Genomic DNA, 21810 nt, shown 5'->3' on the forward strand with positions numbered 1-21810 from the left:
TGCGGCAGCATAATGGTAAGAAACGGCTCCTGCTACAAATGCATGAATTGCGGCTCAACCAGCGGGTGCAGTTGAGGAGATTTTCGATGTTCCCTGCTGAAAAGGAAAACAGACTTTTAGTTGGAAGTCAGGACTTTCAAATTCTCGTTAACCGCGGTCACTCCTTCGGTAAAAGAGAAGCCGTCTTGCATGGTGGACCTCAAGGGAAAGGCTTGTTGGCGACCAGACTCGAGATTTGGTGCGACGCCTGCGGACGAAAGTTTACCTTCAAAAACGGGAAGATGGACGCGAAATTGGATTCGGAATGGTACTGGGATCCTGCCGAGATTCGAGGGTTAGAGCTACTTTGCTCACGTGTGCCACTGAATTGACTTTACGAGGGTCCCGGTGAACGGGATGTGCGGTGAAAATTTCCGGATGCGGATGGGGGCGGCGGCGAGGCGGAGAAGGATCGAGGGCGGATAGGCGTAGTAATCACCGGAAAGGTGGCGGGCGCGTTCACCGGGGCCCACTTTGAAGATCGGCGAGGCAGTAAAACTCGCATAAGAGTGTGGTGATGGGGCGGCGGATGTGGTGACGGCGGGGGCCGGCGAAAGCCGGCCCCCGAATTCGTTTTGAGTTCTGTTATTCTTCGACGTTGCTCGGGATGACGGAATTGTAGGTGCCGCTTTCGCGACAAGCGTTTACGATAAGAGAAAATGTCACCCGCAGCGCGGCAGCAGATTGGTACCAAAAGATCATTTGAAAACCGCGCGCGAGGCCAATATCATCCGCATCACTAATTATGGGACTTCGAAAAGTTACTTTGTTCGATAAGGAAGGCCCCGCGATTGTGCCCGTCGATGAGGACGGGCAGGCCAAGCCGTGTGTGCTTGGCGTGCGCTGGGTCAATCCCGATACCTTTGAAACGATTCGCGCGCGCGGCGGCAAGCGCACGGGACCCAAGAACGAAGTCCTGCTCGACGTGCCGCCCACGACAGACCTGACCGCGTTTGCGATCGAGCATCTGGCTGAGGCGCCGCGCAAGTTCGAGAAGTGAGCGAGCCGGGCGCACTCGCGGGGCTCAGGGTCCTTGACCTGAGTGACCATCGGGCGCAGTTGTGCGCGCGACTTCTCGCCGACATGGGCGCCGACGTGATCAAAGTCGAGCCGCCGTCCGGAAGCAGCTCGCGGCGGATCGGCCCGTTCCTCGACGACCTGCCGCATCATGATCGCAGCCTCTTTCACTGGTATTACAATCTCAACAAGCGCTCGCTGACACTCGATGTTGCCGATCCTCGCGGCGCGGAGATCCTGCTGCGCCTGGCGAAGTCGGCCGACGTGATCATCGAGAGCTATGCGCCTGGCTCGCTCGCGAGGATGGGCCTCGGCTGGGAGCTGCTACATCGCGAGAACCCGGCGCTCGTGCTTTGCTCGATCACGCCCTTCGGACAGACCGGCCCGTATCGCGATTTTGTCGCCGATGACTCCGTGCTCACCGCCCTCGGCGGGATGCTCTACGTCAACGGCTACCCGGACCGCGCTCCCGTGCGGCCGCTGGGTCTCCAGGCTTATCATTCGTCGGCGTACTTCGGCGCGATCGCGACGATGATCGCGATCCTCGCACGCGACACGAGCGGCGAAGGTCAGTGGATCGATCTCAGCATGCAGGAATCGACCGCGGCTGCCGTCGAGCACGTCGCAAGCTCGTACTTCGAGCGCGGCGAATCCGAGCCGCGCCGCGGCACGCTTCATTGGAGCCGCTTCTTCCGCGTCGGCAAATGCCGCGACGGCTACATCATGCACTGCTGTCTCGGCGACTGGACCTCGCTCATCGAATGGGTGAAGAGCGACGGCAAGGCGCAGGACCTCGACGCGCCCGACTACGACCAGGTGATGCATCGCTTCCTGATGGCGGAGCATCTGTTCGACGTGCTCGACGATTGGGTCAAGGATTACGACCGCGACGAGCTGCTCGAACGCGCGCAGCTCCTGCGTCAGCCGTACGCGACGGTGCGGCCGCCCGAGTCGATGTTCGATGACGAGCAGTTAGCGGCGCGGGGCTTTTTCGCCGAAGTTGAGCATCCCGAGCTTGGCCGCAAGTTCCGCTATCCGGGCGCGCCATATCTTTTCAACGGCACTCCATGGCGCGTGTATCGGCGTCCGCCGCTTTTGGGTGAGCATACGGGCGAAGTACTTCGCGATACGCTCGGCCTCGATGCGGCGGAGCTCGCGGCGCTCGCCGAAGAGGGGATCATCTGATGGCGCTGCCGCTTGAGGGCGTTCGCATCCTCGATTTCACCTGGGTCGTCGCAGGCCCGGTGGCGACGCGGATTCTAGCCGACCACGGCGCCGAAGTGGTCAAGATCGAGCGCAAGAATCCGCCGCCAATGGGCAATCGCAAGCTCGGCCTCCAGTGCGATCTTCATCGCGATAAAATTTCCGCGGCGATCAACATGGGCCATCCCAAGGGTCTTGAGCTGGCTCGGCGGCTCGCCGCCATGAGCGACGTCGTGATGGACAACTTCTCGGCGCGCGTGATGCGCAGCTGGGGGATGGACTACGAGAGCCTGCGCAAGGTGAAGCCCGACATCATCTGCATCAGCATGTCGGGGCTTGGGCACACCGGGCCGCGCTCGAGCTACGTCAGCTACGGCCCGACGCTGCAGGCGCTGTCAGGATTTACTGCGCTGATGGCCGATGCCGACGGCCGTCCCGCGGGTTACGGCTATTCGTACGCCGATATGAGCGGTGGATTCACGGGCGCGCTTGCGGCGCTGATCGCGCTCTATCACAAGCGACGTACGGGACAGGGACAGTTTGTCGATCTCGCGCAGTTCGAGGCGGTGAGCGCGCTCGTCGGTCCCGCGCTGCTCGATATCTCGGCCAATGGCAGAACGCAGCCGCCGCCGCTATGGAATTCGCAAGAAGGCCCGGCCGCGCCGCACAATGTCTATCGATGCGCGCCCGAGGGCAGCGACCACGATCGCTGGATCGTGATCTCGGTGCATACCGAAGCCGAATGGAATCGCTTCGTCGCGGCGCTCGGATCGCCGTGGTGGGCGGCGGATGAGAAGTTTCGCACGCTCTATCTCAGGATGCGCAACCGCGACGAACTCGACGCGAATATCGCAAAGTGGACGATCACACGCCGCGCCGAAGATGTGATGGCGGCGCTACAAGCGGCGAAGGTCCCTGCCGGCGTCGTATCCAACGGTGCCGATATCTGCGTCAAGGATCCGCAACTCAAGGAACGAGGCTTCTGGCCGCCGCTCGAGACGAAAAACGGCGAGACTCACGTCACCGGAATCCCGTTCAAGCTGTCATCAACGCCCGGCAAAGTCCGCACCCTCGGCCCCGAAGTCGGCGAGAACAACGACTACATCCTGGGCGAATTGCTGGGCTTGTCGAATTCCGAGCGCGACGCGTTAATCGCAGAGGATGCAATCTGGCCCTAGCGCAAATCGCGTCGCAATTCCCTCCTATTTCAGTCTATAGCTTGCACATTAGCTCTTTTATCGCCTAATCTGTCGCCATCAAACTTCGCCAAAAGGGGGGAGCAGATGACGAAAATCTCTGCGCTAAGTGTATTGGTCTGCACCGCGATCGCGGCTTCGTCATGCGCGACGCTGTTCCAGGGCACCAACGAGGAAATCATGGTCGCGAGCGATCCCGCCGGCGCGCAGGTCAGCGTCAACGACGGGCGTTCGGGAGTAACGCCGTACTCGATGCGTGTGAATCGCGACGAGGACTTGCAGATTCACGTCGCGAAGGCTGGCTACGCCTCTTACGACGAAGCCGACACCAGCCACATCGAATGGGGCTACCTTGTGTCGGACATCTTCTTCACCGGGCTGATTGGGCTCGCCGTCGATGGAATCGACGGCGCGATGTTCTATCACAATCACTCGATGGTGACGGCTCATCTTGATCCTGCACCGGGCTCGCCCGCGATTGGAGGCGTTCAGCCTCCCGCCACGCCTGCGGCCGTTGTTGCGAGCGCGCCGGTCGCGGCGTCTGTCGCGGCAGCTCCTGCGCCGAGTGCGATCGCGTCGGATCAAAAGCCAGCTTCGCCGTGACACTTTTGCGGCCTCGCTCGCGATGCGATAGTTGTGGTTCGAATTCGCAACGGGAGCGTGCAGATGAACGAGCAGGTCGCGGCGAAACTTAAGGCGCTTGATGAGGCGATCGGCCGCCACGTGCGGCCAGACACTTTTCCGCTCGCGATTCGGATGCTCGGCCACAACGAGCCAGTCCCCGAGGGACTTCGCGTTCCGAGCAAGACCATGGGCGAGAACTGGATCGTATGCCAGTCGATCGGCGTTGCGCGGCGCTATGGATGGGGAATCGCAGTCGGCCGCGAGGACGTTATTTGCCCGCTGTCCGCGATCGCGTTCGGCTTCCGCAAGCCTAACGACGAATATCTGCGCGGCTTCGCCTCGGTCGGGATGTATTGCGAGACCGAGGACGCCGCGACCCGCCTCGAGGCCGGCACCTGGCGCTTCGAGCCCGGTACCTACGACTACGTGTGTGTATCGCCTCTAGCTCGCGCGACCTTCGAGCCGCATATCGTAGCCGTTTATGCCAACAGCGCGCAGGTGATGCGCCTGGTCAACGCCGCCCTCTATCTTCAGGGTGGCCGAATCGAGAGCACGACCGGCGGACGCCTCGATTGCGCTGAAATCGTTATCCAGACGATGACGACGAACAAGCCCAAGGTGATCATCCCGTGCAACGGCGATCGTGTGTTCGGGATGGCGCAGGACACCGAAATGGTCTTCGCCTGCCCGTGGAGTTTCGTCGATGATCTCTTGAAGGGCCTCGAGGGCACGTACAAGGGCGGTGTGCGTTACCCGATTCCGGTCGCGATGCGCGGGACGGTCACGATGCCGAAGCATTACCAGGAGCTGCTCAAGATGCTCGAAACGCAGGACAAGCCCAGGAGCTGAGCGCACTCGCAACCTGAAGCCCGAGCCGTTACGCTTGCCGCATGGACGTTTCCGATAAGCTTGCGCCTTCGATTCTTTCTGCCGACTTCGCGCGCCTAGGCGAGGAGGTCCGCCGCGTCGAAGAAGCCGGCGCCGATCTGATTCACTTCGACGTGATGGACGGGCACTTCGTGCCCAACATTTCTATCGGCATCCCGGTGATGGAATCGCTGCGCAAGGTCACGAAGCTGCCCCTCGATGCGCATCTGATGATCTCGGAGCCCGAGAAATACATCCAGAAATTCGTGAAAGCTGGCGCCAACTCGATCTCCGTGCATTGCGAGGTATGCCCCGATATTCCCGCGATCGCAAAACAGATCCGTGGCTTCGGCGCGCGCGCTTCGATCGGAATCAATCCGGAGACCGATGCCGATCGCGTGCTCGCTCATGCCGGGACGCTCGACATGATCCTCGTGATGAGTGTGCATCCGGGTTTCGGCGGTCAGGAGTTTATCCCCTCGGCGCTCGAGAAGCTGCGCTACATCCGCAAGGAACTGAAGCGCCGCGGCCTCAATATCGATGTCGAGATCGACGGCGGCGTGAAGCTCAACAATCTTGCCGACGTGAAGGCCGCAGGCGCGAATGTTTTTGTCTCGGGCTCGGGAATCTTCGGTCATCCGGACTATCACAAGATCGTCGGTGAGATGCGCGAGACGATTGCCCGAACTCCCGTCGACCTCGATCGAAAGTGAAACCAGGTCATTCGATCGCGAGCCTCATCGTCGCGTGGCTCCTGATGGTTCCGCCGCAGGTGCCGCCGCGTTTCACCGCCGAGCGCGAACCGGATTTCCAGGCGCCGATGTCCAAGTGGGAAAACTTCGGCGAGTTCGCCGACGCCAAAGCATGCGAGCAGGAGCGCACCCATCTCGCCCTCATGCTCGCCGATCCCAAGGTGATGGCGCAGCAGGAGCAGATGGCGCATTGGTATCCGGACTTCGCGCGCAAACGACTCGCCTATTCTAAGTGTATCGAAGCCGACGACCCGCGCCTCACGGCGAAGTGAGCGCACTCGCGCGGGCTCGATGCTGATGATATAAAAGGGGGCTCTGATTTCCCGATTGAGCCAACCGAGTACGGGGTGTAGCTCAGCATGGCCAGAGCACTGCGTTCGGGACGCAGGAGTCGCTGGTTCAAATCCAGTCACCCCGACCATCTTCACCGATCGTTGCACCGACCGCGCGTATAGCGTTCTTCAAGCGCCGTCAGTCGAAGCCACAACGTTGATAGTGCAGGCGATGCTCGTGAGGCAGACCTCCCTTCCCGGTGCGGGAAGGGAACGAGGGTTAGGTCGAATGCTTCGTTGGAACCCAGACAACGACCTAACCCCTAACCCCTTCCCGCATCGGGAAGGGGGAGCAAAAAAATCCGCATCGATCTTTGAATTTCTTAGCCCCGTTCGGTCAAGCCGATGACATTTCTTTTTCTGATCCTGGTCGCGTATCTAATCGGTTCGATTCCTTTCGGTGTGATCGTTGGCCGCGTGCGCGGCTTCGATCCTCGCACCGTTGGCTCAGGCAATATCGGGATGACCAACGTCGTGCGCGCTGGTGGTCCGGTGGCGGCGGGGCTGACGTTCATCGCCGACGTCCTAAAGGGCGCGATCCCGGTCGCCTTCGTGAAGCATGAGGGCTTTCCGCCTCATGTCGTCGCGTGGGTCGCGATAGCGGCATTCGTCGGCGCGATCTGCTCGATATTCCTGGGCTTCAGAGGCGGCAAAGGAATCTCAGCAGCGCTCGGGATCTGGCTGGTGATTTCGCCGGCGACCATCCTGATTGCACTAGCCGCATTTGTGATCGTGTTGGCCGCGACACGAATCGTATCGCTTGCCTCGATCAGCGCAGCGTTCGTCCTGCCTCCGGCCGCGGCCGCATTGAACCTCCCGCGCCACTACCTGTTACTGGCGATTGTCATGACGGCGCTCGCGCTGCTGCGCCATAAGGACAATATCGGCCGCCTGATGCGCGGGGAGGAAAAGCCGTTCGGATCAAAGCCAACGCCGAGCGCTACTACAACTGAGATGCACGGCGAATAATCATTCGCCCGCTCACCGGGCAAGGAAACTCGCCCGTGCCCACGAAACGCCACTTGAAACGGCGTTTCGCGATGGCATTGCGCTTGCGTAGCCCCCCAATGGCGGTTGGCGTAATCCCGTGCGTTTGATTAGCTAGCGGGGCAACGCAGGAGGCCGACATGAACACCGCCGAGATGAAGGAAGCAGTTCTCGAGTTTCTCAAAGAGTTCGAAGATCCCGATCCGATCAGGCTCGAATCGATGATCTCAAACAATTTCGTTTACCAGGTCATTGCCAACATGCCCGGCTTCTCCGAGCCGATCAAAGGCAAGGAAGGTATGAAGGGCTTTGCCGGAACCCTCAAGGCGATGCTGCCGAACGGGCTCAACATGAAAATCGGGCAAATCATTGCCGAGGGCGACCATGCCGCAGTGCAATGCGAATCCGATACGACAGCGGCCAACGGCAAGAAGTATCAGAATCGTTACCATTTCTACTTCCGCTTCGAGGGCGACAAGATTGCCGAAGTCAAGGAGTATTGCGATACCAACCACGCCCGAGAGGTGTTTGCCAGTTAGGCGCGCATAAACGCCCTCTTGCGCCATCGGCGGCGGATGCGAAATGGTTGTGGGGGTGGCCGGGCACCTGGGCGACCGAAGCCCGGCAGGAAGCGACCCAGAGGAGTCATATGAAAAAGGTCGAGGCGATCATCAAGCCGTTCAAACTCGATGAGGTCAAAGAAGCCCTCTCGAGTATCGGTGTACAGGGTCTCACGGTCAGCGAAGTGAAGGGCTTCGGACGCCAGAAGGGGCATACCGAGCTTTATCGCGGCGCCGAGTACGTGGTGGATTTCCTGCCCAAGGTAAAGCTCGAAATTATCGTCTCGGATGAACTCGCGACCCAAGTGGTCGAAACGATCGAACGGGCCTCGCGCACGGGCCGTATCGGCGACGGCAAGATCTTCGTGATGCCGATCGAAGAAGTGGTGCGCATCCGCACTGGCGAGCGCGGCGCCAACGCACTCTAAGCGCAAAGCGCGCTCGGACAAACCTGCAACAAAATGAGAGCGGCGGTTGAAATCAACCGCCGCTCATTTCTTTAGCCGCTCTCCGCGAACGATGATTCAGCGCGGATTGCTGACGATGCCGCGGCCGAAGTCCCATTTGCGGCCCTTCTTGAACTCGCTCACGATGCGCCGCGACACCACCATCCGATGCACTTCGTCGGGTCCATCGTAGATGCGGGCGAAGCGCGCATGCCGGTACATCCGCGCGAGCGGAGTGTCCTCCGACACGCCCATCGCGCCGTGGACCTGGATCGCGCGATCGATCACGTCGTGCAGCACCTTCGCGCCCCAGAACTTGATGATCGAAATCTCTACGCGCGCCTCATCGCCAGCATCGATCTTGGCCGCGGCGTTGAGCGTTAGCAGGCGTGCGGCCTGAATTTCCGCGGCCGAGTCAGCAATCCAGTTCTGGATGGTCTGCTTGTCGGATAGCGGACCGCCGAAGGAGTGGCGATTGATCGCGCGATTTACCAAAAGCTCAAACGCGCGCTGCGCCTGCCCGAGCCATCGCATGCAATGGTAGATGCGGCCGGGGCCGAGCCGCTTCTGCGCGATCTTGAAGGCCTGTCCGCGCGGACCGAGCAGATTCGTAAGCGGCACGCGCACGTCGTTGTAGCGAATCTCGCAGTGCCCGCCCGAGGTCTCGCCCATGACAGGCACGGCGCGCACGATCTCGTAGCCCTTGGTGTCGGTCGGCACGACGATCATGCTGAAGCGCTCGTAGGTCGGCGCGTCGGGCTCCGTCACGCACATCACGGTTGAGAAGGCCGCCACGTTGGCGCCGCTCGTAAACCATTTGTGGCCGGTGATAATCCATTCGTCACCATCCTGCACGGCGCGGGTGCGCAGCCCCGTGGGATCGGCGCCCGAGACCTCGGGCTCGGTCATCGAGAAGCTCGGGTAGATGTCGCCATTGACCAGCGGCGCGAGCCAGCGCTTCTTCTGCTCGGCGTTGCCGTAGAGATGGAACATCGTGGCGTCCTGCGCCGAATGCGTGCCGAGGCCCGCGATCGCGTACTCGCTGCGCCCGACGATCTCGTTGACGAAGACATAGGGCATGAAGCCGAGACCGCCGCCGCCGATCTCCTTGGGCAGGCCGAGCGCCCACAGCCCGCGCTCCTTGGCCTTGGCCTGGATCGATTTCATCGTGCGGCGCGATTCGTCGTCGCCGCGCTCGAGAATCTTTTCGTTCGGATAGATCAACTCCTCCAGGAAATCGGACACGCGCGTGCGCAAATCCTGCACTTCCGGGCTGGCTTCGATTTCGGCGACGCTTTGCATGACGAGCACCTCCTCGCGTCGATTAGCGCGCCCGCCGCCGCGCCTGCAAGCGCGAAAGATTAATGGTGGGTTCGCTTAGGTGCCCGTGCTAACGAAGTTCAGAGACCCAGCCATCGTGAAGGAGCGCGTCATGATCGATCTCTATACGTGGACCACGCCTAACGGCCGCAAGGTTTCTGTGATGCTCGAGGAGTGCGGCTTCGACTACAAGGTGCATCCGGTCAATATTCGCGAAGGCGATCAGTTCAAACCCGAGTACGTGAAGATCTGCCCCAACAGCAAGATCCCGGCGATCGTCGATGATGGCGTGTCGATTTTCGAGTCGGGTGCGATCCTCGTCCATCTGGCGGAGAAGGCCGGCAAGCTTTTGCCCGCGAAGGATCCCGGCCGCGCGAAAGTCCTCGAATGGCTCTTCTGGCAGATGGCGAATATCGGTCCGATGATCGGGCAGGTGAATCACTTCGCAAACGCCGCGCCCGAAAAGATACCCTACGCGATCGATCGCTACGCCACTGAATCGGCGCGACTGGTCAAAGTGCTCGATGATCAACTCGGCCGCACCCAGTACATGGCGGGCGACTATTCGATCGCGGACATCGCGACCTACGCATGGATATCGGTGGGATTCGTGCCGATCAAAAATTTGAAACCTGATGTAGTCGGCGAAGGCGCCAATGTCGCGCGCTGGATAACGGCGATCGCCGCCCGCCCCGCAGTAAAGAAAGGCATGGAAGTGCCGAAGGTCTAAGGCCCACAATTTGAACGATCGTTTAAGTTGACAGCGTGAGGTCCGATGGGCGATACCGGGCGCATCGGACCTTATGCGTTACTCTGCCTTGAGCGATGTCCGCGTCGTCGATCTGACCCATTTCATCGCGGGCCCGTACGCGACCAAGCTGCTCGCCGACATGGGCGCTGAGGTTATCAAGATCGAACCGCCACGCGGCGAGGGCGGGCGCGCGCTCGGACCTCATCGCGGCGCGCCCAATCCCGATCGCGGCGGCCTTTTCGCCTTCGTCAATCAGAACAAGCTCGGCGTTACGCTCAACCTGAAGCACGATCGCGGCCGCGAGTTGCTCCACGGGCTGCTCACAGACGCCGATATCCTGTTCGAGAACTTTGCGCCCGGCACGATGGCGGCGCTCGGACTCCCGCCGCAGGATCTGCTCGCGAAGTTTCCCACGCTCTCGATCATCTCGATTTCCAACTTCGGCCAGGATGGTCCCGACCGCGACGCGCCGCTGAACGATCTCGCGCTCTTCGCGCGTGGCGGGTGGACCTTCCCAGTCGGCGAAAAAGATCGCGAGCCGCTGACGCCGCCGGGATCGCTCGCGCAGTATGTCGGCGCGGTTTACGGCGCGATCGGCGCGATGCAGGCGCTGGCTGCCCGCGACTTCGGCCTCGGCCACGGACAGCACGTCGATATCTCGCTGCTCGAGGCGACGGTAGCGACGATGATCTACGAGACCGTTAGCTTTCAGTACGTCGGCGCAGTCCGCGAGCGCGCTGGCAAGCGCTTCGCCATTGGCCCGTTCATGATCGTCACGCTCAAGTGCCGCGACGGCTACGCCGGACTGCATTGCGTGACCGATAAGCAGTTCGAGGGCCTGTGCGATCTGATGGAGCACCGCGAGTTGTTGACCGATCCTCGCTTTCGCACCGCGCTTCAACGGATGGTGAACAACGACGCGCTGCTCAAAATCGTCGAGGATTTTTTCATCGAGCGCGACCGCGCGTGGCTCTATCGCGAAGGCCAGGGGCGCGCGATTCCGATCGTTCCGATTCCGAGCGTCGCCGAAGTCCTCGAATGGGAGCAGACCAAGGCGCGCAACTACTTCGACACGCTCGCCGATCCAGTGCTCGGCACGATTCGCGTTCCCGGCGCGCCGCTGCGGCTCGGCTCGAAGCCCGAAGCGCCGCGCCCGGCGCCCACTCTCGGTCAGCATAATCGCGAAATTCTGTGCGGACGGCTCGGACTCAGCGCTGACGACCTCGATCGGCTGGGTAAGGAGGGGATCGTATGACGACGGTTTTAAACGGCAAAATCCGCGTGCTCGATCTCTCGATGGGATGGGCGGGGCCGATGGTCGGCCAGATGATGGCGGAGCTTGGCGCCGAAGTCGTGAAAGTCGAAGACACCGATCACTTCGACTGGTGGCGCGGGTCATTGTCGGTCGCTCCCCCCGAGATGCAGCCGATCGAGCGCTCGGCGCCGTTCAATACCGCGAATCGCGGCAAGCTCGGCGTCACCCTCGACCTCCAGGATCCGCGCGGCGTCGATCTGGTGAAGCGGCTGGTCGCCGTCTCAGACATGCTGATCGAAAACTACAGCCCGGGCGTGATGGAGCGCTTCGGCCTCGACTACGCGACGCTGGCTGCGATCAACCCGCGCCTGATCATGGTATCGATGCCGTCGTTCGGCTCCTCGGGCCCCGAGTGCAACGCCCGCGGCTACGGCAACACTGTGGAAGCGATGGCGGGAATCACGGGTCTCATGGGCTACAAGGACGCGGAGCAGCGCTACACGTTGAGCAACGCACTCGGCGATCCTGTGAGCGGGTTGCATGGAACTTTCGGCTTGCTCGTCGCGCTGCACGAACGTGAGCGAACGGGACGCGGGCAATTGATCGAGCTCGCGCAGGTCGAAGCGCTGATCCCATTCGTGGGCACGTCGATCGTCGAATGTCAGCTCACGGGAAAAGTTCCGCCGCCGCGTGGCAATTCGCATCCTGAGCATGCGCCGTACGGGATTTACGCCTGCGTCGGGGACCACGGATGGATCGCGCTCGCATGCGAGAGTGACGAGCAGTGGCAAGCGGCCGCTCATGCGCTCGACCTCGACAATCTCGCCGATGATGCTCGGTTCACGCGCGCGGCTGATCGCAAGGCGAACGAGTACATCCTCAATGCCGAGCTGACGCGCGCGCTCGGCGCGCTGCAGGCGGATGATGCGGTGCAACGCTTGCTGGCGGTCGGAGTTCCCGCGGCGCCGGTGAATTCAGCGCCGGCGGTAATCGGCGATGCGCATCTCGCCGAGCGCGGCTACTTCGTCGCGATCGATCGCGCTGTCGTCGGAACGCATCTTTATCCGGGAGGTGTCGCGCGCCTGCCTGAAACGCCGTTAGTCGCCGATCAACCTGCGCCTCTGCTCGGCGAACATAACGCCGACATATTCCGCCGCTTGCTGAATCTGAGCGACGCAGAGGTCGCGGCTCTCGAGCAGGAAGGCATCATCGGCACCGCGCCGCGCGAGTACAAAAAGGCTTCATAGCCTCGTCGCAGAAAAAGATCACCACCAAGACACGAAGGGCACCAAGTCAGAAGAAATCATCGAAGCGGCGTTGCGTCGCTTCGCGTACTGCCCTTGGTGTCTTAGTGGTGATCTTTTTCTGTCCGCCCAACCGCGCCCGAAGCTATCCGCAGCGCGGGCTCGTCTTCAATCGACGTTGGCCTTCGCGACGAAGCCTTGCATGCCCTTGTTGACGCCGTCGGTCACTTCGATCTGTGCGCCGAGGTCGTCGCTCGAAATAATTCTCACCGGAGTATTGTTGTCGAGCTGCTTGGTGGCGAGGCTCTGGCCGAGTCCCCCGAACATCCCGGCCACGCCACCCTGGCTCTTCATCTGCGCGATTTTCTTGTAGGTGTCCTCGTCGGGATAAACGGCGACCGTGTTGTCGTTGCCGGTCGCGCGAACCTTGTGACCGCATCCGGCGAGCATCACCGCGGCCGCGAGCGCAAAAGCGCTCATTCGCAGAGTCGAAAGTCGCATAGCAGAGCCTCCGCTTCCTCGTGGGCGCCAGTCAGGATTAGCGCGTCGGTCGCCTTTTAGCATGAGATCGAGTCAAACGCTCGCGCCAGAGTGGCCGCCCGATGAGCCGAGCTTAGGTTGCGCGCCGACGTTTTATTCGTAATCTGAATGGCGATGGCAAGCAGGGCGGATCCGTTCGGCCGCTGGCACGGCGGCGGCTGCCGGTGTCGGGCGATCGCGAGATACTCGTGAACCGACCCGTCTCTGCGGCCGAACCCCGCGCGCAGCTCAAGCTCGCACGCGAAGACCTCGATCCTTCCGCGGCGAGTTTCGATCGGCTGCATAAAAGAATTTTCGCAACCACTTCGCACGGAACGATCAGCCTCGATCTGAGCGCGGTCGGCGAGGCTACGCTCGACGAGCTGGCGGTGCTCGCGCGACTCGCCGACGATGCGAAGGCGCGCGACGTCGATCTGCAAATCGTCGGATGGCCGCCCGAGTTGATCGGCGGAATCGAGAACGCCTCCAGGGCGCTTCTTTCCGAGGAAGCCGCACTCGCGCCATACGAACCGGTCCTCGAGCGCGTGGGAGAATCGGCCCTGCGCGTCGCGGCGGATTGGGAAGGGTGGGGCGCCTACCTCTACAATGCGGTCAATGCAATCGTCGTCGATCCGCTCGTCGGCCGACGATGGAAATTCGACGCGATCTTCGATCAGATGTACCTGGTTGGCGTGCGCGGGACGCCGATCGTCGTCTTCATCTCGCTGCTCGTCGGGGTCGTGCTCGCGCTCAACGGCGCGAGCCAGTTGCGGCAGTTCGGCGCCGCGATCTTTATCGCTAACCTGGTCGCCGTCTCGGTCGCTCGCGAGATGGGGCCGCTGATCACGGCCGTGATTGTCGCCGGGCGCTCGGGTGCGGCGATGGCGGCGGAGCTCGGCACGATGGTTGTCGCGGAAGAGATCGATGCGATGCGCACGATGGCGCTGGACCCGAATCGCTACCTGCTGGCGCCGCGCGTGATCGCGCTTATGATCGTTGTGCCGTGCCTGACCGTCGCAAGCGATCTGTTCGCGATTGGCGGCGGCTACATGGTCGGTATCAGCATGGGTCTTGGCGCGGGAAATTATATCAGGCAGACGGCGCAGGCGATCGTGGTGGGCGACGTGCTGACGGGCCTTTTCAAGAGTCTCATCTTCTCGGCGCTAATCGGCCTCATTTCGTGCTACGAAGGTCTGCGCGTGAGCGGCGGCGCGCAGGGCGTCGGCGCGGCAACAACCAACGCGGTGGTCTCCTCGATAATCTCGTGTATCGCTGCTGACGCGGTGTTTACGCTGGTCTTCTACCTCACGAATTGAACGTGATTTGAACGATGGACGAGCTGATCAAAGTCGAGAATCTGGTTGTCCGCTACGGCGAGAATACCGTGCTCGACGGGATTAACCTCGCGCTCAGGCGCGGCGAGATTCTCGTGATCCTGGGCGGCAGCGGATGCGGCAAGTCCACGCTGCTGCGCCATATCGTGGGACTGCGCCAGCCCGAGGGCGGGCGCGTGATGCTCTTCGGGCGCGATCTCTATGGCGAGGACGACGACGAGCGCGAAGAAAGCCTCAAGCGCATCGGGATGCTTTTCCAGAGCGGGGCGCTGTTCAACTCGCTGACGCTCGAAGAGAACATCGCGATGCCGCTGATTGAGCATCGCGGCGTCGCGCCCGAGGTGGCAGCCGTAATCGCGCGAATGAAACTCGCGATGGTAGGCCTCGAGAACGCCGCGCGTCTGCTGCCGGCCGAGATCAGCGGCGGAATGAAAAAACGCGCCGGTCTCGCCCGGGCGCTCGCGCTCGATCCCGAGGTGCTGCTGTTCGACGAGCCGTCGGCCGGCCTCGATCCCGTGACGGCGCGCGCGCTCGACGATCTGATTCTCGATCTGCGCGCCCGGCTTGGCGTGGGAGTCGTCGTGGTGACCCATGAGCTCGGCAGTATCAACGTGATAGCCGACCACGCGATCATGCTCGATCGCGGCAAGATCATCGCCGAAGGCCCGCTGGTCGATGTTCGCGAGAGCATCGATCCCATCGTGCATGCATTTTTCAATCGCGAAGCGCGCCGCGAGAACGCTGGCACCCGTCCGATAGCGGAATTGCTAAGAATGGTCGGCAAATGATTTGGCGAACGTTCAGCAGCACGCGTGCGTGTAGGAGAGTCCCTCGACATGACGATAAAACGTGAACGCACTCTGATTGTCGGCGTATTCGTAGCCGGGACGGCGGTGATTCTTTTGCTCGCCCTGTTCTGGATCGCGGGCGCGCGATTCTTTCGGCCCGTCGCGAACTACACTGTCCTCTTCAATGGGTCCGTGAGCGGATTGGTGGCTGGAGCTCCCGTGCAGCTCAACGGTGTGCAGGTCGGACGGGTCGCCGATATCGATTTGACCGAGGACGTTCCGCCGCAGGTGGAAGTCAACATCGAAGTCAAGCCGCGCACTCCAATCCAGCGCAACACAATTGCCAAGCTCGCCGGCAACATCGTAACTGGTATCCGCTATATCGAGCTCTCCGGCGGCACCGCTCAGGCCGGCACGCTGCCGGAGGACGGCACGCTTCACGGCGATCAGCAATCACTCGCCGATCTGCAAGCGCAGGCGTCTCAGGTCACGCAGGAGACGTACGATCTGATCGCCGCGCTCAAGCATGACACGCTCAACCATCAGAATCGCCTTGCGCTTGGCGACATGATTCAGAACATGAGCGTGGTGTCGAAGAACCTGCGCCTCGTTACGGATCGAATCGCGGCGAAGAATCGCCTCGACGAGCTCGACCAGACGCTATCGAACATCAACAGCGCGAGCGCGGAAATCAAGCAAGCGGCGTATCACGCCAACGGCACGATCGAGACGCTCCAGGATCGCGCTGGCGCCACCTTCCGCAACTTCAACAATACGCTCGACAAGATGAACATGACGCTGGCGAACGCGCAGGTCATGATCAACTCAGCCAACTCGCTTATCGATCGCAACACGTTTCATATCGATCATGCGCTGCTCAACATCGATCGCCTCTCACAACATCTCGATGAGACGATCGAAACGATCCAGGCCGATCCGTCAGTGATGGTATGGGGCAGCCGCGTTTCGGATCGGGAGACCGAGAAGTGAGCCGAGCCGCTCTGCAGATCGCAGCGTGCGCGATCGCGCTTGGCACGGCCGCAGGATGTTCCGCGGTGATGGCGCGCAAAATCCCGGAAACGCATCGCTATCAGCTTGTTACGCAGCCGATCTCAACCACGGTGCCGTCTGAAGTGCGGCTCGAAGTGCGAGCGGTTTCCGGTGGCGCGCCCTACCAGGACACGGGGCTGGCATTGCAAACCTCCGAGTATCGCATCGATTCGTACCGCTTCCATCGATGGATCGCGCCGCCGACAGATATGGTGGGCGATCGAATCAAGTCGATCGTCTACGCGCCATCGTCCGCGGCGCCGACTCCGCTCGACGCGCCGACTGCCGTGCTGGAGGCGGACATTCTCGCTTTTCAGCAAGTTCAGGAGAAAAATGGTCAGTCCTCCGGACTTGTCGATATTCAATTCTGCCTTTATCCGAGCGGGGTCTTTCAGCGCGCGCTATGGTGCCGCGAGCTGAAGAAGGACACTCCCGCCGCGTCGGACGGACCCGAGGCCGCGGCCGCGGCGATCAACGCGTCGCTCAACGATGTACTCCAGCAATTCGCATCCGCACTGCCCAGCGCGGTCGCGGAGATTCCACGCTCGCAGTCGCCCGCTCCCGCCGCGCAAGGACCGATGTGATCTGATTTTCGCGATCTGGGTTCGCCGGGGACTGAAAACATCAAAATTGCGGGGCATACCGGCCCATGATAACCTTGCTAGTTCGGATTTCGAGCGCGCCTCGACCAAAGAGCTATGCGAATCGGCCTCATTTCTGACACTCACATTCCCGAAGCCTGCGAGCATCTGCCGCCGCGCGTGTTCGAGGTGCTCGCCGGTGTCGACATGGTGATGCATGCCGGCGACGTGTACGTAAATCGCGTGCTCGACGAGCTGACCCGTATCGCGCCGGTTGTGGCGGCGCTCGGCAACGGCGATGAGGGCCTCGACGGGCACAAGCACAAGCTCGATGTTGACGACGAGCGCGTGCGCGAGGCGCATCTGTTCGAGATCGAGGGCGTGCGGATCGGGCTCGTGCACGCGATTCCAACGCCCGACGAAACGTCCGAGGAAGTTTTCCGCCGCGCGATCGATCGGCATTTCGGCGGCCCCGTGAATGTGATCGTGCAGGGCCACAGTCACGTCGAAGGCGTCGTGCGCTTTGGCGATACGTTGGTAGTTAATCCCGGCAGCGCGACGCTGCCGCGTAATCTGGTCGATGTGCCCGGCACGGTCGCGATCCTCGAGATCAAGGATGGCGGCGCGGTGTCGGCAGAAATCATCAGCCTCGCCTGAGCGCGAGCGAGGCGTAGATACCTGGAGGCTTTGTTGTCCGCAGAAAGTGCAGTGCCCGCCAAACGCGCGGTCACGATGGAAAAACTGGTTAACGTCTGCAAGCGCCGCGGCATCGTCTTTCCCACCAGCGACATCTACGGCGGCCTCGGCTCGACCTTCGACTACGGTCCGCTGGGAGTCGAGATCAAGCGCAACGTCAAAGAGGCGTGGTGGCGCGAGATGGTGCAGTATCGCAGCGACGTGCTGGGCCTCGACTCGGCGATTTTCCAGCATCCGCGGACCTGGGAAGCCTCCGGTCATCTGCAAAATTTCACCGACCCGCTGGTCGATTGCAAAAGCTGCAAGCAGCGCTTTCGCGCCGATCATATCCAGGGTACCAAGTGCCCCGAATGCGGGGGCGAGTTGACCGAGGCGCGCCAGTTCAACCTGATGTTCAAGACCTTTATGGGCCCGGTCGAGGACACCGCGAGTACGGTCTACCTGCGCCCCGAAACCGCGCAGGGAATTTTTGCCAACTTCGAGAACATCGTAGATACACAACGAGTCAAACTGCCGTTCGGCGTGGCGCAGATCGGAAAATCGTTCCGCAACGAGATCACGCCCGGCAATTTCATTTTCCGCACCCGCGAGTTCGAGCAGATGGAGATGGAATTCTTCATCAAGCCCGACCGCGACGAAGAGGAAACCTGGTATCGCTACTGGGTCGATTTTCGTTTCAACTGGCACGTCAAGTACGGAATCAAAAAGGATCACCTGCGCGCGCGAGCGCATGCGACCGATGAGCTGTCGCATTATTCGAGCGGCACCACGGATATCGAATTTCTCTATCCGTTCGGCTGGGGTGAGCTCGAAGGCGTCGCCAAACGCGGCAGCTTCGATCTCGATCAGCATGCGAAGGCCAGCGGCCATGATCTCACGTACTTCGACGAGGAAGCGAAGCAGCGCTACCGTCCGTGGGTGATCGAGCCGGCGCTCGGCGTCGATCGCTCGATGCTCGCGTTTTTGCTTGATTCCTACGACGAAGACGTGGTCGAGAACGAAGAGCGTATCGTGCTGCGCCTCGATCCGCGGCTCGCGCCGATCAAGGTCGCGGTATATCCGCTGCTGCGCAAAGCGGGACAGCCCGAAAAGGCGATCGCCGTGCGCGATGCGCTGAAGCGCCATTTCACCGTCGCTTACGATCAGGCGGGATCGATCGGCCGCCGTTATCGCCGCCAGGATGAAGTCGGCACGCCGTTCGGCGTCACGATCGATCATCAATCGATGGAAGACGACACGGTGACACTACGCGATCGCGATACAATGACGCAGGATCGCGTCCCGATCGCGACGCTTATCGACGAACTGACCAAGAGAATCGGCTGGAACAGCTAGCAAGTTTCGCGCGACAAGGTATCTCGACTAGCTCGGATACGATCGCGATAGTGCCTGTAACAATCGCTCCGCACGATGCGGGGATGGGAGAATCGGTTATCCATGGGTCGCATACATCCTGAGATCTTCTTCTTCGGCGCCGGAGTGGCGGAAGGCCGCGCTGCGATGCGCGATTTGCTGGGCGGCAAGGGCGCGAACCTGGCCGAGATGGCGTCACTGAAGCTGCCCGTACCGCCGGGCTTCACGATCTCAACGCGCGTCTGCAATTACTATTACGATCACGATTCCAAGTATCCGAAGAAGCTCGACAAGGGCGTCGCCAAGAGCGTCGAGCGAATCGAAAAAGCCCTCGATCGCAAGTTCGGCGACGCGACGAAGCCGCTGCTGGTCTCGGTGCGATCGGGCGCGCGCGTTTCAATGCCTGGAATGATGGACACCGTGCTTAACCTCGGCCTCACCGACGAGACGGTGAAGGGGCTCGAGACCGACAGCCAGAATCCGCGCTTCGCCTGGGACTCGTACCGGCGCTTCTGCCAGATGTACGGCGACGTCGTGCTCAAGCTGAAGCCCGAGAACAAGAACGATCCTGATCCTTTCGAGGAGCTGATCGACAAGAAGAAGGAATCGCGCCACGTTACCGAGGATGTCGATCTCAGCGTCGACGATCTCAAGGAGCTGGTGCAGGAATTCCGTGCGTTGATTCGCAAGCGCGTCGGCCGCGACATCCCACAGGATCCCAACGAGCAGCTCTGGGAGGCGATCGGCGCGGTGTTCGGCTCGTGGAACAACGACCGCGCGATCGCGTATCGCAAGTTCAACAATATCCCGGGCGATTGGGGCACTGCCGTCACCGTGCAATCGATGGTCTTCGGCAACCTCGGTCCCGATTGCGCTACGGGCGTCGCATTCACACGCGATCCGGGCACCGGAGAGAAGGGCATCTACGGCGAATTCCTGCAAAACGCGCAGGGCGAAGACGTCGTCGCCGGAATCCGCACGCCGCATCCGATCAGCGTCAAGGCGGGCAAGGTCGCTGCGCAGCGCGAGCGGCTTAGCGAGTCGGAGCGCATGGAAAAATACGCGACACTCGAGGAGTCGTTCCCCGAGGTCTACAAGGAACTCCTCAGGATTGCGTCGCGTCTCGAAAAGCATTTTCGCGATTGCCAGGACATGGAGTTCACGATCGAGCGCAATCGCCTCTTCATGCTGCAGACCCGCAACGGCAAGCGCACGGCAGAAGCGGCGGTGCGAATTGCGGTTGACATGGCGGACGAGAAGCTCATCGACAAGAAGACCGCGCTGGGCCGCGTCGAGCCCGATCAGCTCGAACAGTTTCTGCACCCGCGGCTCGATCCGCGCGTCGAGAAGAAAGTGATCGCGCGGGGCTTGCCCGCGTCGCCCGGCGCCGTCAACGGCGAAGTCGTTTTCTCCGCCGATGAAGCCGTCGCCGTCTCGGAGGCCGGACGCAAAGTGATCCTGGTCCGCGCCGAGACTTCGCCCGAGGACATCCACGGGATGCAAGTCGCGCAGGGAATCCTCACTGCTCGCGGCGGCATGACGAGTCACGCCGCCGTCGTCGCGCGCGGTATGGGCAAGTGTTGCGTCGCGGGATGCTCGGCGCTCGACATTGACTACAGCGCCGGCACCATGTCGGCGAACGGCGTCACGATTCATCGCGGCGAGTACATCACGCTCGACGGTACAGCCGGCGAAGTGATCGAGGGCAGGGTGCCGACGGTCGATCCCGAGATGCCGTCGTATTTCGAGAAGTTCATGGGCTGGGCGGACAAGGAGCGCCGTCTGGGAGTGCGGGCCAACGCCGACACGCCGCACGATGCGAAAGTTGCGCGCGCGTTCGGTGCAGAGGGTATCGGCCTCTGCCGCACTGAGCACATGTTCTTCGAGTCGAACCGCATCGACGCGGTACGTGAGATGATCCTGGCGCAGAACGCCAAGGATCGCGCGAAGGCGCTGGCGAAAATTCTGCCGATGCAACGCGACGACTTCGTCGGCATTCTGAAGGCGATGGAAGGCCTGCCGGTTACGATTCGGCTTCTCGATCCGCCGCTGCATGAGTTCCTGCCCAAGGAAGACGAAGAGATCAGAGAGCTCGCAGGCAAGATCGGCACGACGCCAGAAAAACTGAAGGCGGCGCGCGACAACCTGTTCGAGTTCAATCCGATGCTCGGCCATCGCGGCTCGCGCCTTGGCATCAGCTTCCCCGAAATTTACAAGGCGCAGGCGCGCGCGATCCTCGAAGCGGCATGCCAGCTCAAGAAAAAGAACGTGAAGGTGATACCGGAGATCATGCTGCCGCTCATCGGCGAGCGCAAAGAGTTCGAGATCCTGGCCGCCGATATCCGCGAAGTCGCCGACGAGGTCATGAAGCAGAGCGGCGAAAAGGTGCACTATACGATCGGCACGATGATCGAAGTGCCGCGTGCCTGCGTCACCGCCGATCAGATCGCCGCGGTCGCGGACTTCTTCTCGTTCGGCACCAACGACCTGACTCAGATGACCTATGGTCTGTCGCGCGATGACTCGGTGAGGTTCCTGCAGGATTATCTCGATCGGGGCGTCTACAAGCGCGACCCCTTCCAAGGCCTCGATGCAAGCGGCGTCGCGGATCTCATGCGCATCGCAATCGAACGCGGCCGCAAAGCCAACAAGAAAATCAAACTCGGCATCTGCGGCGAGCACGGTGGCGATCCCGCCAGCGTAAAACTCTGCCACCGCCTCGGCCTCGACTACGTGTCATGCTCGCCCTACCGAATCCCCGTAGCGAGACTGGCCGCCGCGCAGGCCGCGATCGAGTCGAAGCAAAAGAAAGCCGCCTTCAAGGACGTCTAACGAGATCGATACCTAGACGAAAAACTGCCGGATGAGTGTGCTCATCCGGCAGTTCTTTTTAATT

Annotated in this window: 23 protein-coding genes and 1 tRNA gene; 22 read left to right on the plus strand and 2 right to left on the minus strand. The window is 61.5% G+C overall.

Annotated elements, in window-relative coordinates; translation table 11 throughout:
• The 12 genes from VMA09_02540 to VMA09_02595 all read left to right on the plus strand — a co-directional run.
• Positions 1-371 (plus strand): hypothetical protein (locus tag VMA09_02540; protein HUA32457.1); only part of this gene is annotated, 371 nt, incomplete at its 5' end.
• 413 nt (positions 372-784) lie between these two features.
• Positions 785-1039 (plus strand): hypothetical protein, encoded by a 255-nt coding sequence (locus tag VMA09_02545; GenBank protein ID HUA32458.1) that lies wholly within the window; start codon positions 785-787, stop codon positions 1037-1039.
• Positions 1036-2241 (plus strand): CoA transferase, encoded by a 1206-nt coding sequence (locus VMA09_02550; protein ID HUA32459.1) that lies wholly within the window; start codon positions 1036-1038, stop codon positions 2239-2241. The genes VMA09_02545 and VMA09_02550 overlap by 4 nt, the downstream gene beginning before the upstream one ends.
• A complete protein-coding gene (locus VMA09_02555) occupies positions 2241-3437 on the plus strand; it encodes a CoA transferase (GenBank protein HUA32460.1) in 1197 nt (398 codons plus the stop codon). The genes VMA09_02550 and VMA09_02555 overlap by 1 nt, the downstream gene beginning before the upstream one ends.
• 105 nt (positions 3438-3542) lie before the next feature.
• Entirely contained in the window at positions 3543-4058 is a 516-nt protein-coding gene (locus tag VMA09_02560) for a PEGA domain-containing protein (GenBank protein HUA32461.1), read from the plus strand.
• A gap of 63 nt (positions 4059-4121) precedes the next feature.
• Positions 4122-4928: a DUF169 domain-containing protein gene (locus VMA09_02565; GenBank protein ID HUA32462.1), complete on the plus strand. Its 807-nt coding sequence runs from the start codon at positions 4122-4124 to the stop codon at positions 4926-4928.
• 41 nt (positions 4929-4969) lie between these two features.
• Positions 4970-5659 (plus strand): ribulose-phosphate 3-epimerase, encoded by a 690-nt coding sequence (rpe, locus tag VMA09_02570; protein ID HUA32463.1) that lies wholly within the window; start codon positions 4970-4972, stop codon positions 5657-5659.
• A complete protein-coding gene (locus tag VMA09_02575; GenBank protein HUA32464.1) occupies positions 5656-5970 on the plus strand; it encodes a hypothetical protein in 315 nt (104 codons plus the stop codon). Before rpe ends, VMA09_02575 begins: the two co-directional genes overlap by 4 nt.
• A 71-nt stretch (positions 5971-6041) precedes the next feature.
• Positions 6042-6119: transfer RNA gene (locus VMA09_02580), tRNA-Pro, on the plus strand.
• Between the two features lie 256 nt (positions 6120-6375).
• Entirely contained in the window at positions 6376-6999 is a 624-nt protein-coding gene (gene plsY, locus VMA09_02585; GenBank protein HUA32465.1) for a glycerol-3-phosphate 1-O-acyltransferase PlsY, read from the plus strand.
• Between the two features lie 158 nt (positions 7000-7157).
• Positions 7158-7556, plus strand: a complete 399-nt coding sequence (locus VMA09_02590; protein ID HUA32466.1) for a nuclear transport factor 2 family protein — start codon at positions 7158-7160, stop codon at positions 7554-7556.
• A gap of 110 nt (positions 7557-7666) precedes the next feature.
• The gene (locus tag VMA09_02595) at positions 7667-8005 is read left to right on the plus strand and encodes a P-II family nitrogen regulator (protein ID HUA32467.1); all 339 of its coding nucleotides are present in this window, start codon (positions 7667-7669) and stop codon (positions 8003-8005) included.
• A 96-nt stretch (positions 8006-8101) separates the two neighbouring features.
• Here VMA09_02595 and VMA09_02600 read toward each other — a convergent pair whose 3' ends face one another.
• The gene (locus VMA09_02600) at positions 8102-9325 is read right to left on the minus strand and encodes an acyl-CoA dehydrogenase family protein (GenBank protein ID HUA32468.1); all 1224 of its coding nucleotides are present in this window, start codon (positions 9323-9325) and stop codon (positions 8102-8104) included.
• A 130-nt stretch (positions 9326-9455) separates the two neighbouring features.
• On the opposite strand from VMA09_02600, the gene VMA09_02605 reads away from it, so the two are divergent.
• The 3 genes from VMA09_02605 to VMA09_02615 all read left to right on the plus strand — a co-directional run bounded on the left by VMA09_02605 (position 9456) and on the right by VMA09_02615 (position 12596).
• The gene (locus VMA09_02605) at positions 9456-10073 is read left to right on the plus strand and encodes a glutathione S-transferase N-terminal domain-containing protein (GenBank protein ID HUA32469.1); all 618 of its coding nucleotides are present in this window, start codon (positions 9456-9458) and stop codon (positions 10071-10073) included.
• Between the two features lie 73 nt (positions 10074-10146).
• Complete coding sequence (locus VMA09_02610; GenBank protein ID HUA32470.1) at positions 10147-11349, plus strand: CoA transferase; 1203 nt, start codon at positions 10147-10149, stop codon at positions 11347-11349.
• On the plus strand, positions 11346-12596 hold the full coding sequence (locus VMA09_02615; protein HUA32471.1) for a CoA transferase: 1251 nt from the start codon (positions 11346-11348) through the stop codon (positions 12594-12596). The genes VMA09_02610 and VMA09_02615 overlap by 4 nt, the downstream gene beginning before the upstream one ends.
• A gap of 165 nt (positions 12597-12761) precedes the next feature.
• On the opposite strand, the gene VMA09_02620 is transcribed toward VMA09_02615, so the two are convergent.
• Positions 12762-13094 carry a hypothetical protein gene (locus VMA09_02620; protein HUA32472.1) on the minus strand — a complete coding sequence of 111 codons (333 nt, stop codon included), beginning with the start codon at positions 13092-13094 and terminating at the stop codon, positions 12762-12764.
• A gap of 227 nt (positions 13095-13321) precedes the next feature.
• On the opposite strand from VMA09_02620, the gene VMA09_02625 reads away from it, so the two are divergent.
• The 7 genes from VMA09_02625 (at position 13322) to ppdK (ending at position 21746) form a co-directional block, all read left to right on the plus strand.
• On the plus strand, positions 13322-14428 hold the full coding sequence (locus VMA09_02625) for an ABC transporter permease (GenBank protein ID HUA32473.1): 1107 nt from the start codon (positions 13322-13324) through the stop codon (positions 14426-14428).
• 14 nt (positions 14429-14442) lie between these two features.
• Positions 14443-15234: an ATP-binding cassette domain-containing protein gene (locus tag VMA09_02630; protein HUA32474.1), complete on the plus strand. Its 792-nt coding sequence runs from the start codon at positions 14443-14445 to the stop codon at positions 15232-15234.
• A 48-nt stretch (positions 15235-15282) separates the two neighbouring features.
• Positions 15283-16224: an MlaD family protein gene (locus VMA09_02635; GenBank protein ID HUA32475.1), complete on the plus strand. Its 942-nt coding sequence runs from the start codon at positions 15283-15285 to the stop codon at positions 16222-16224.
• Entirely contained in the window at positions 16221-16868 is a 648-nt protein-coding gene (locus tag VMA09_02640) for an ABC-type transport auxiliary lipoprotein family protein (GenBank protein ID HUA32476.1), read from the plus strand. Before VMA09_02635 ends, VMA09_02640 begins: the two co-directional genes overlap by 4 nt.
• Before the next feature lie 114 nt (positions 16869-16982).
• Positions 16983-17522: a metallophosphoesterase family protein gene (locus VMA09_02645; protein ID HUA32477.1), complete on the plus strand. Its 540-nt coding sequence runs from the start codon at positions 16983-16985 to the stop codon at positions 17520-17522.
• Positions 17523-17597: 75 nt separating this feature from the next.
• Positions 17598-18896, plus strand: a complete 1299-nt coding sequence (locus VMA09_02650) for a glycine--tRNA ligase (GenBank protein HUA32478.1) — start codon at positions 17598-17600, stop codon at positions 18894-18896.
• A gap of 102 nt (positions 18897-18998) precedes the next feature.
• Positions 18999-21746, plus strand: coding sequence for a pyruvate, phosphate dikinase (gene ppdK, locus VMA09_02655; GenBank protein ID HUA32479.1), 2748 nt, complete (start codon positions 18999-19001; stop codon positions 21744-21746).
• Positions 21747-21810 lie beyond the last annotated feature (64 nt).

The sequence above is a fragment of the Candidatus Binataceae bacterium genome, from assembly GCA_035508495.1.
Taxonomy (GTDB): Bacteria; Desulfobacterota; Binatia; order Binatales; family Binataceae; genus JASHPB01.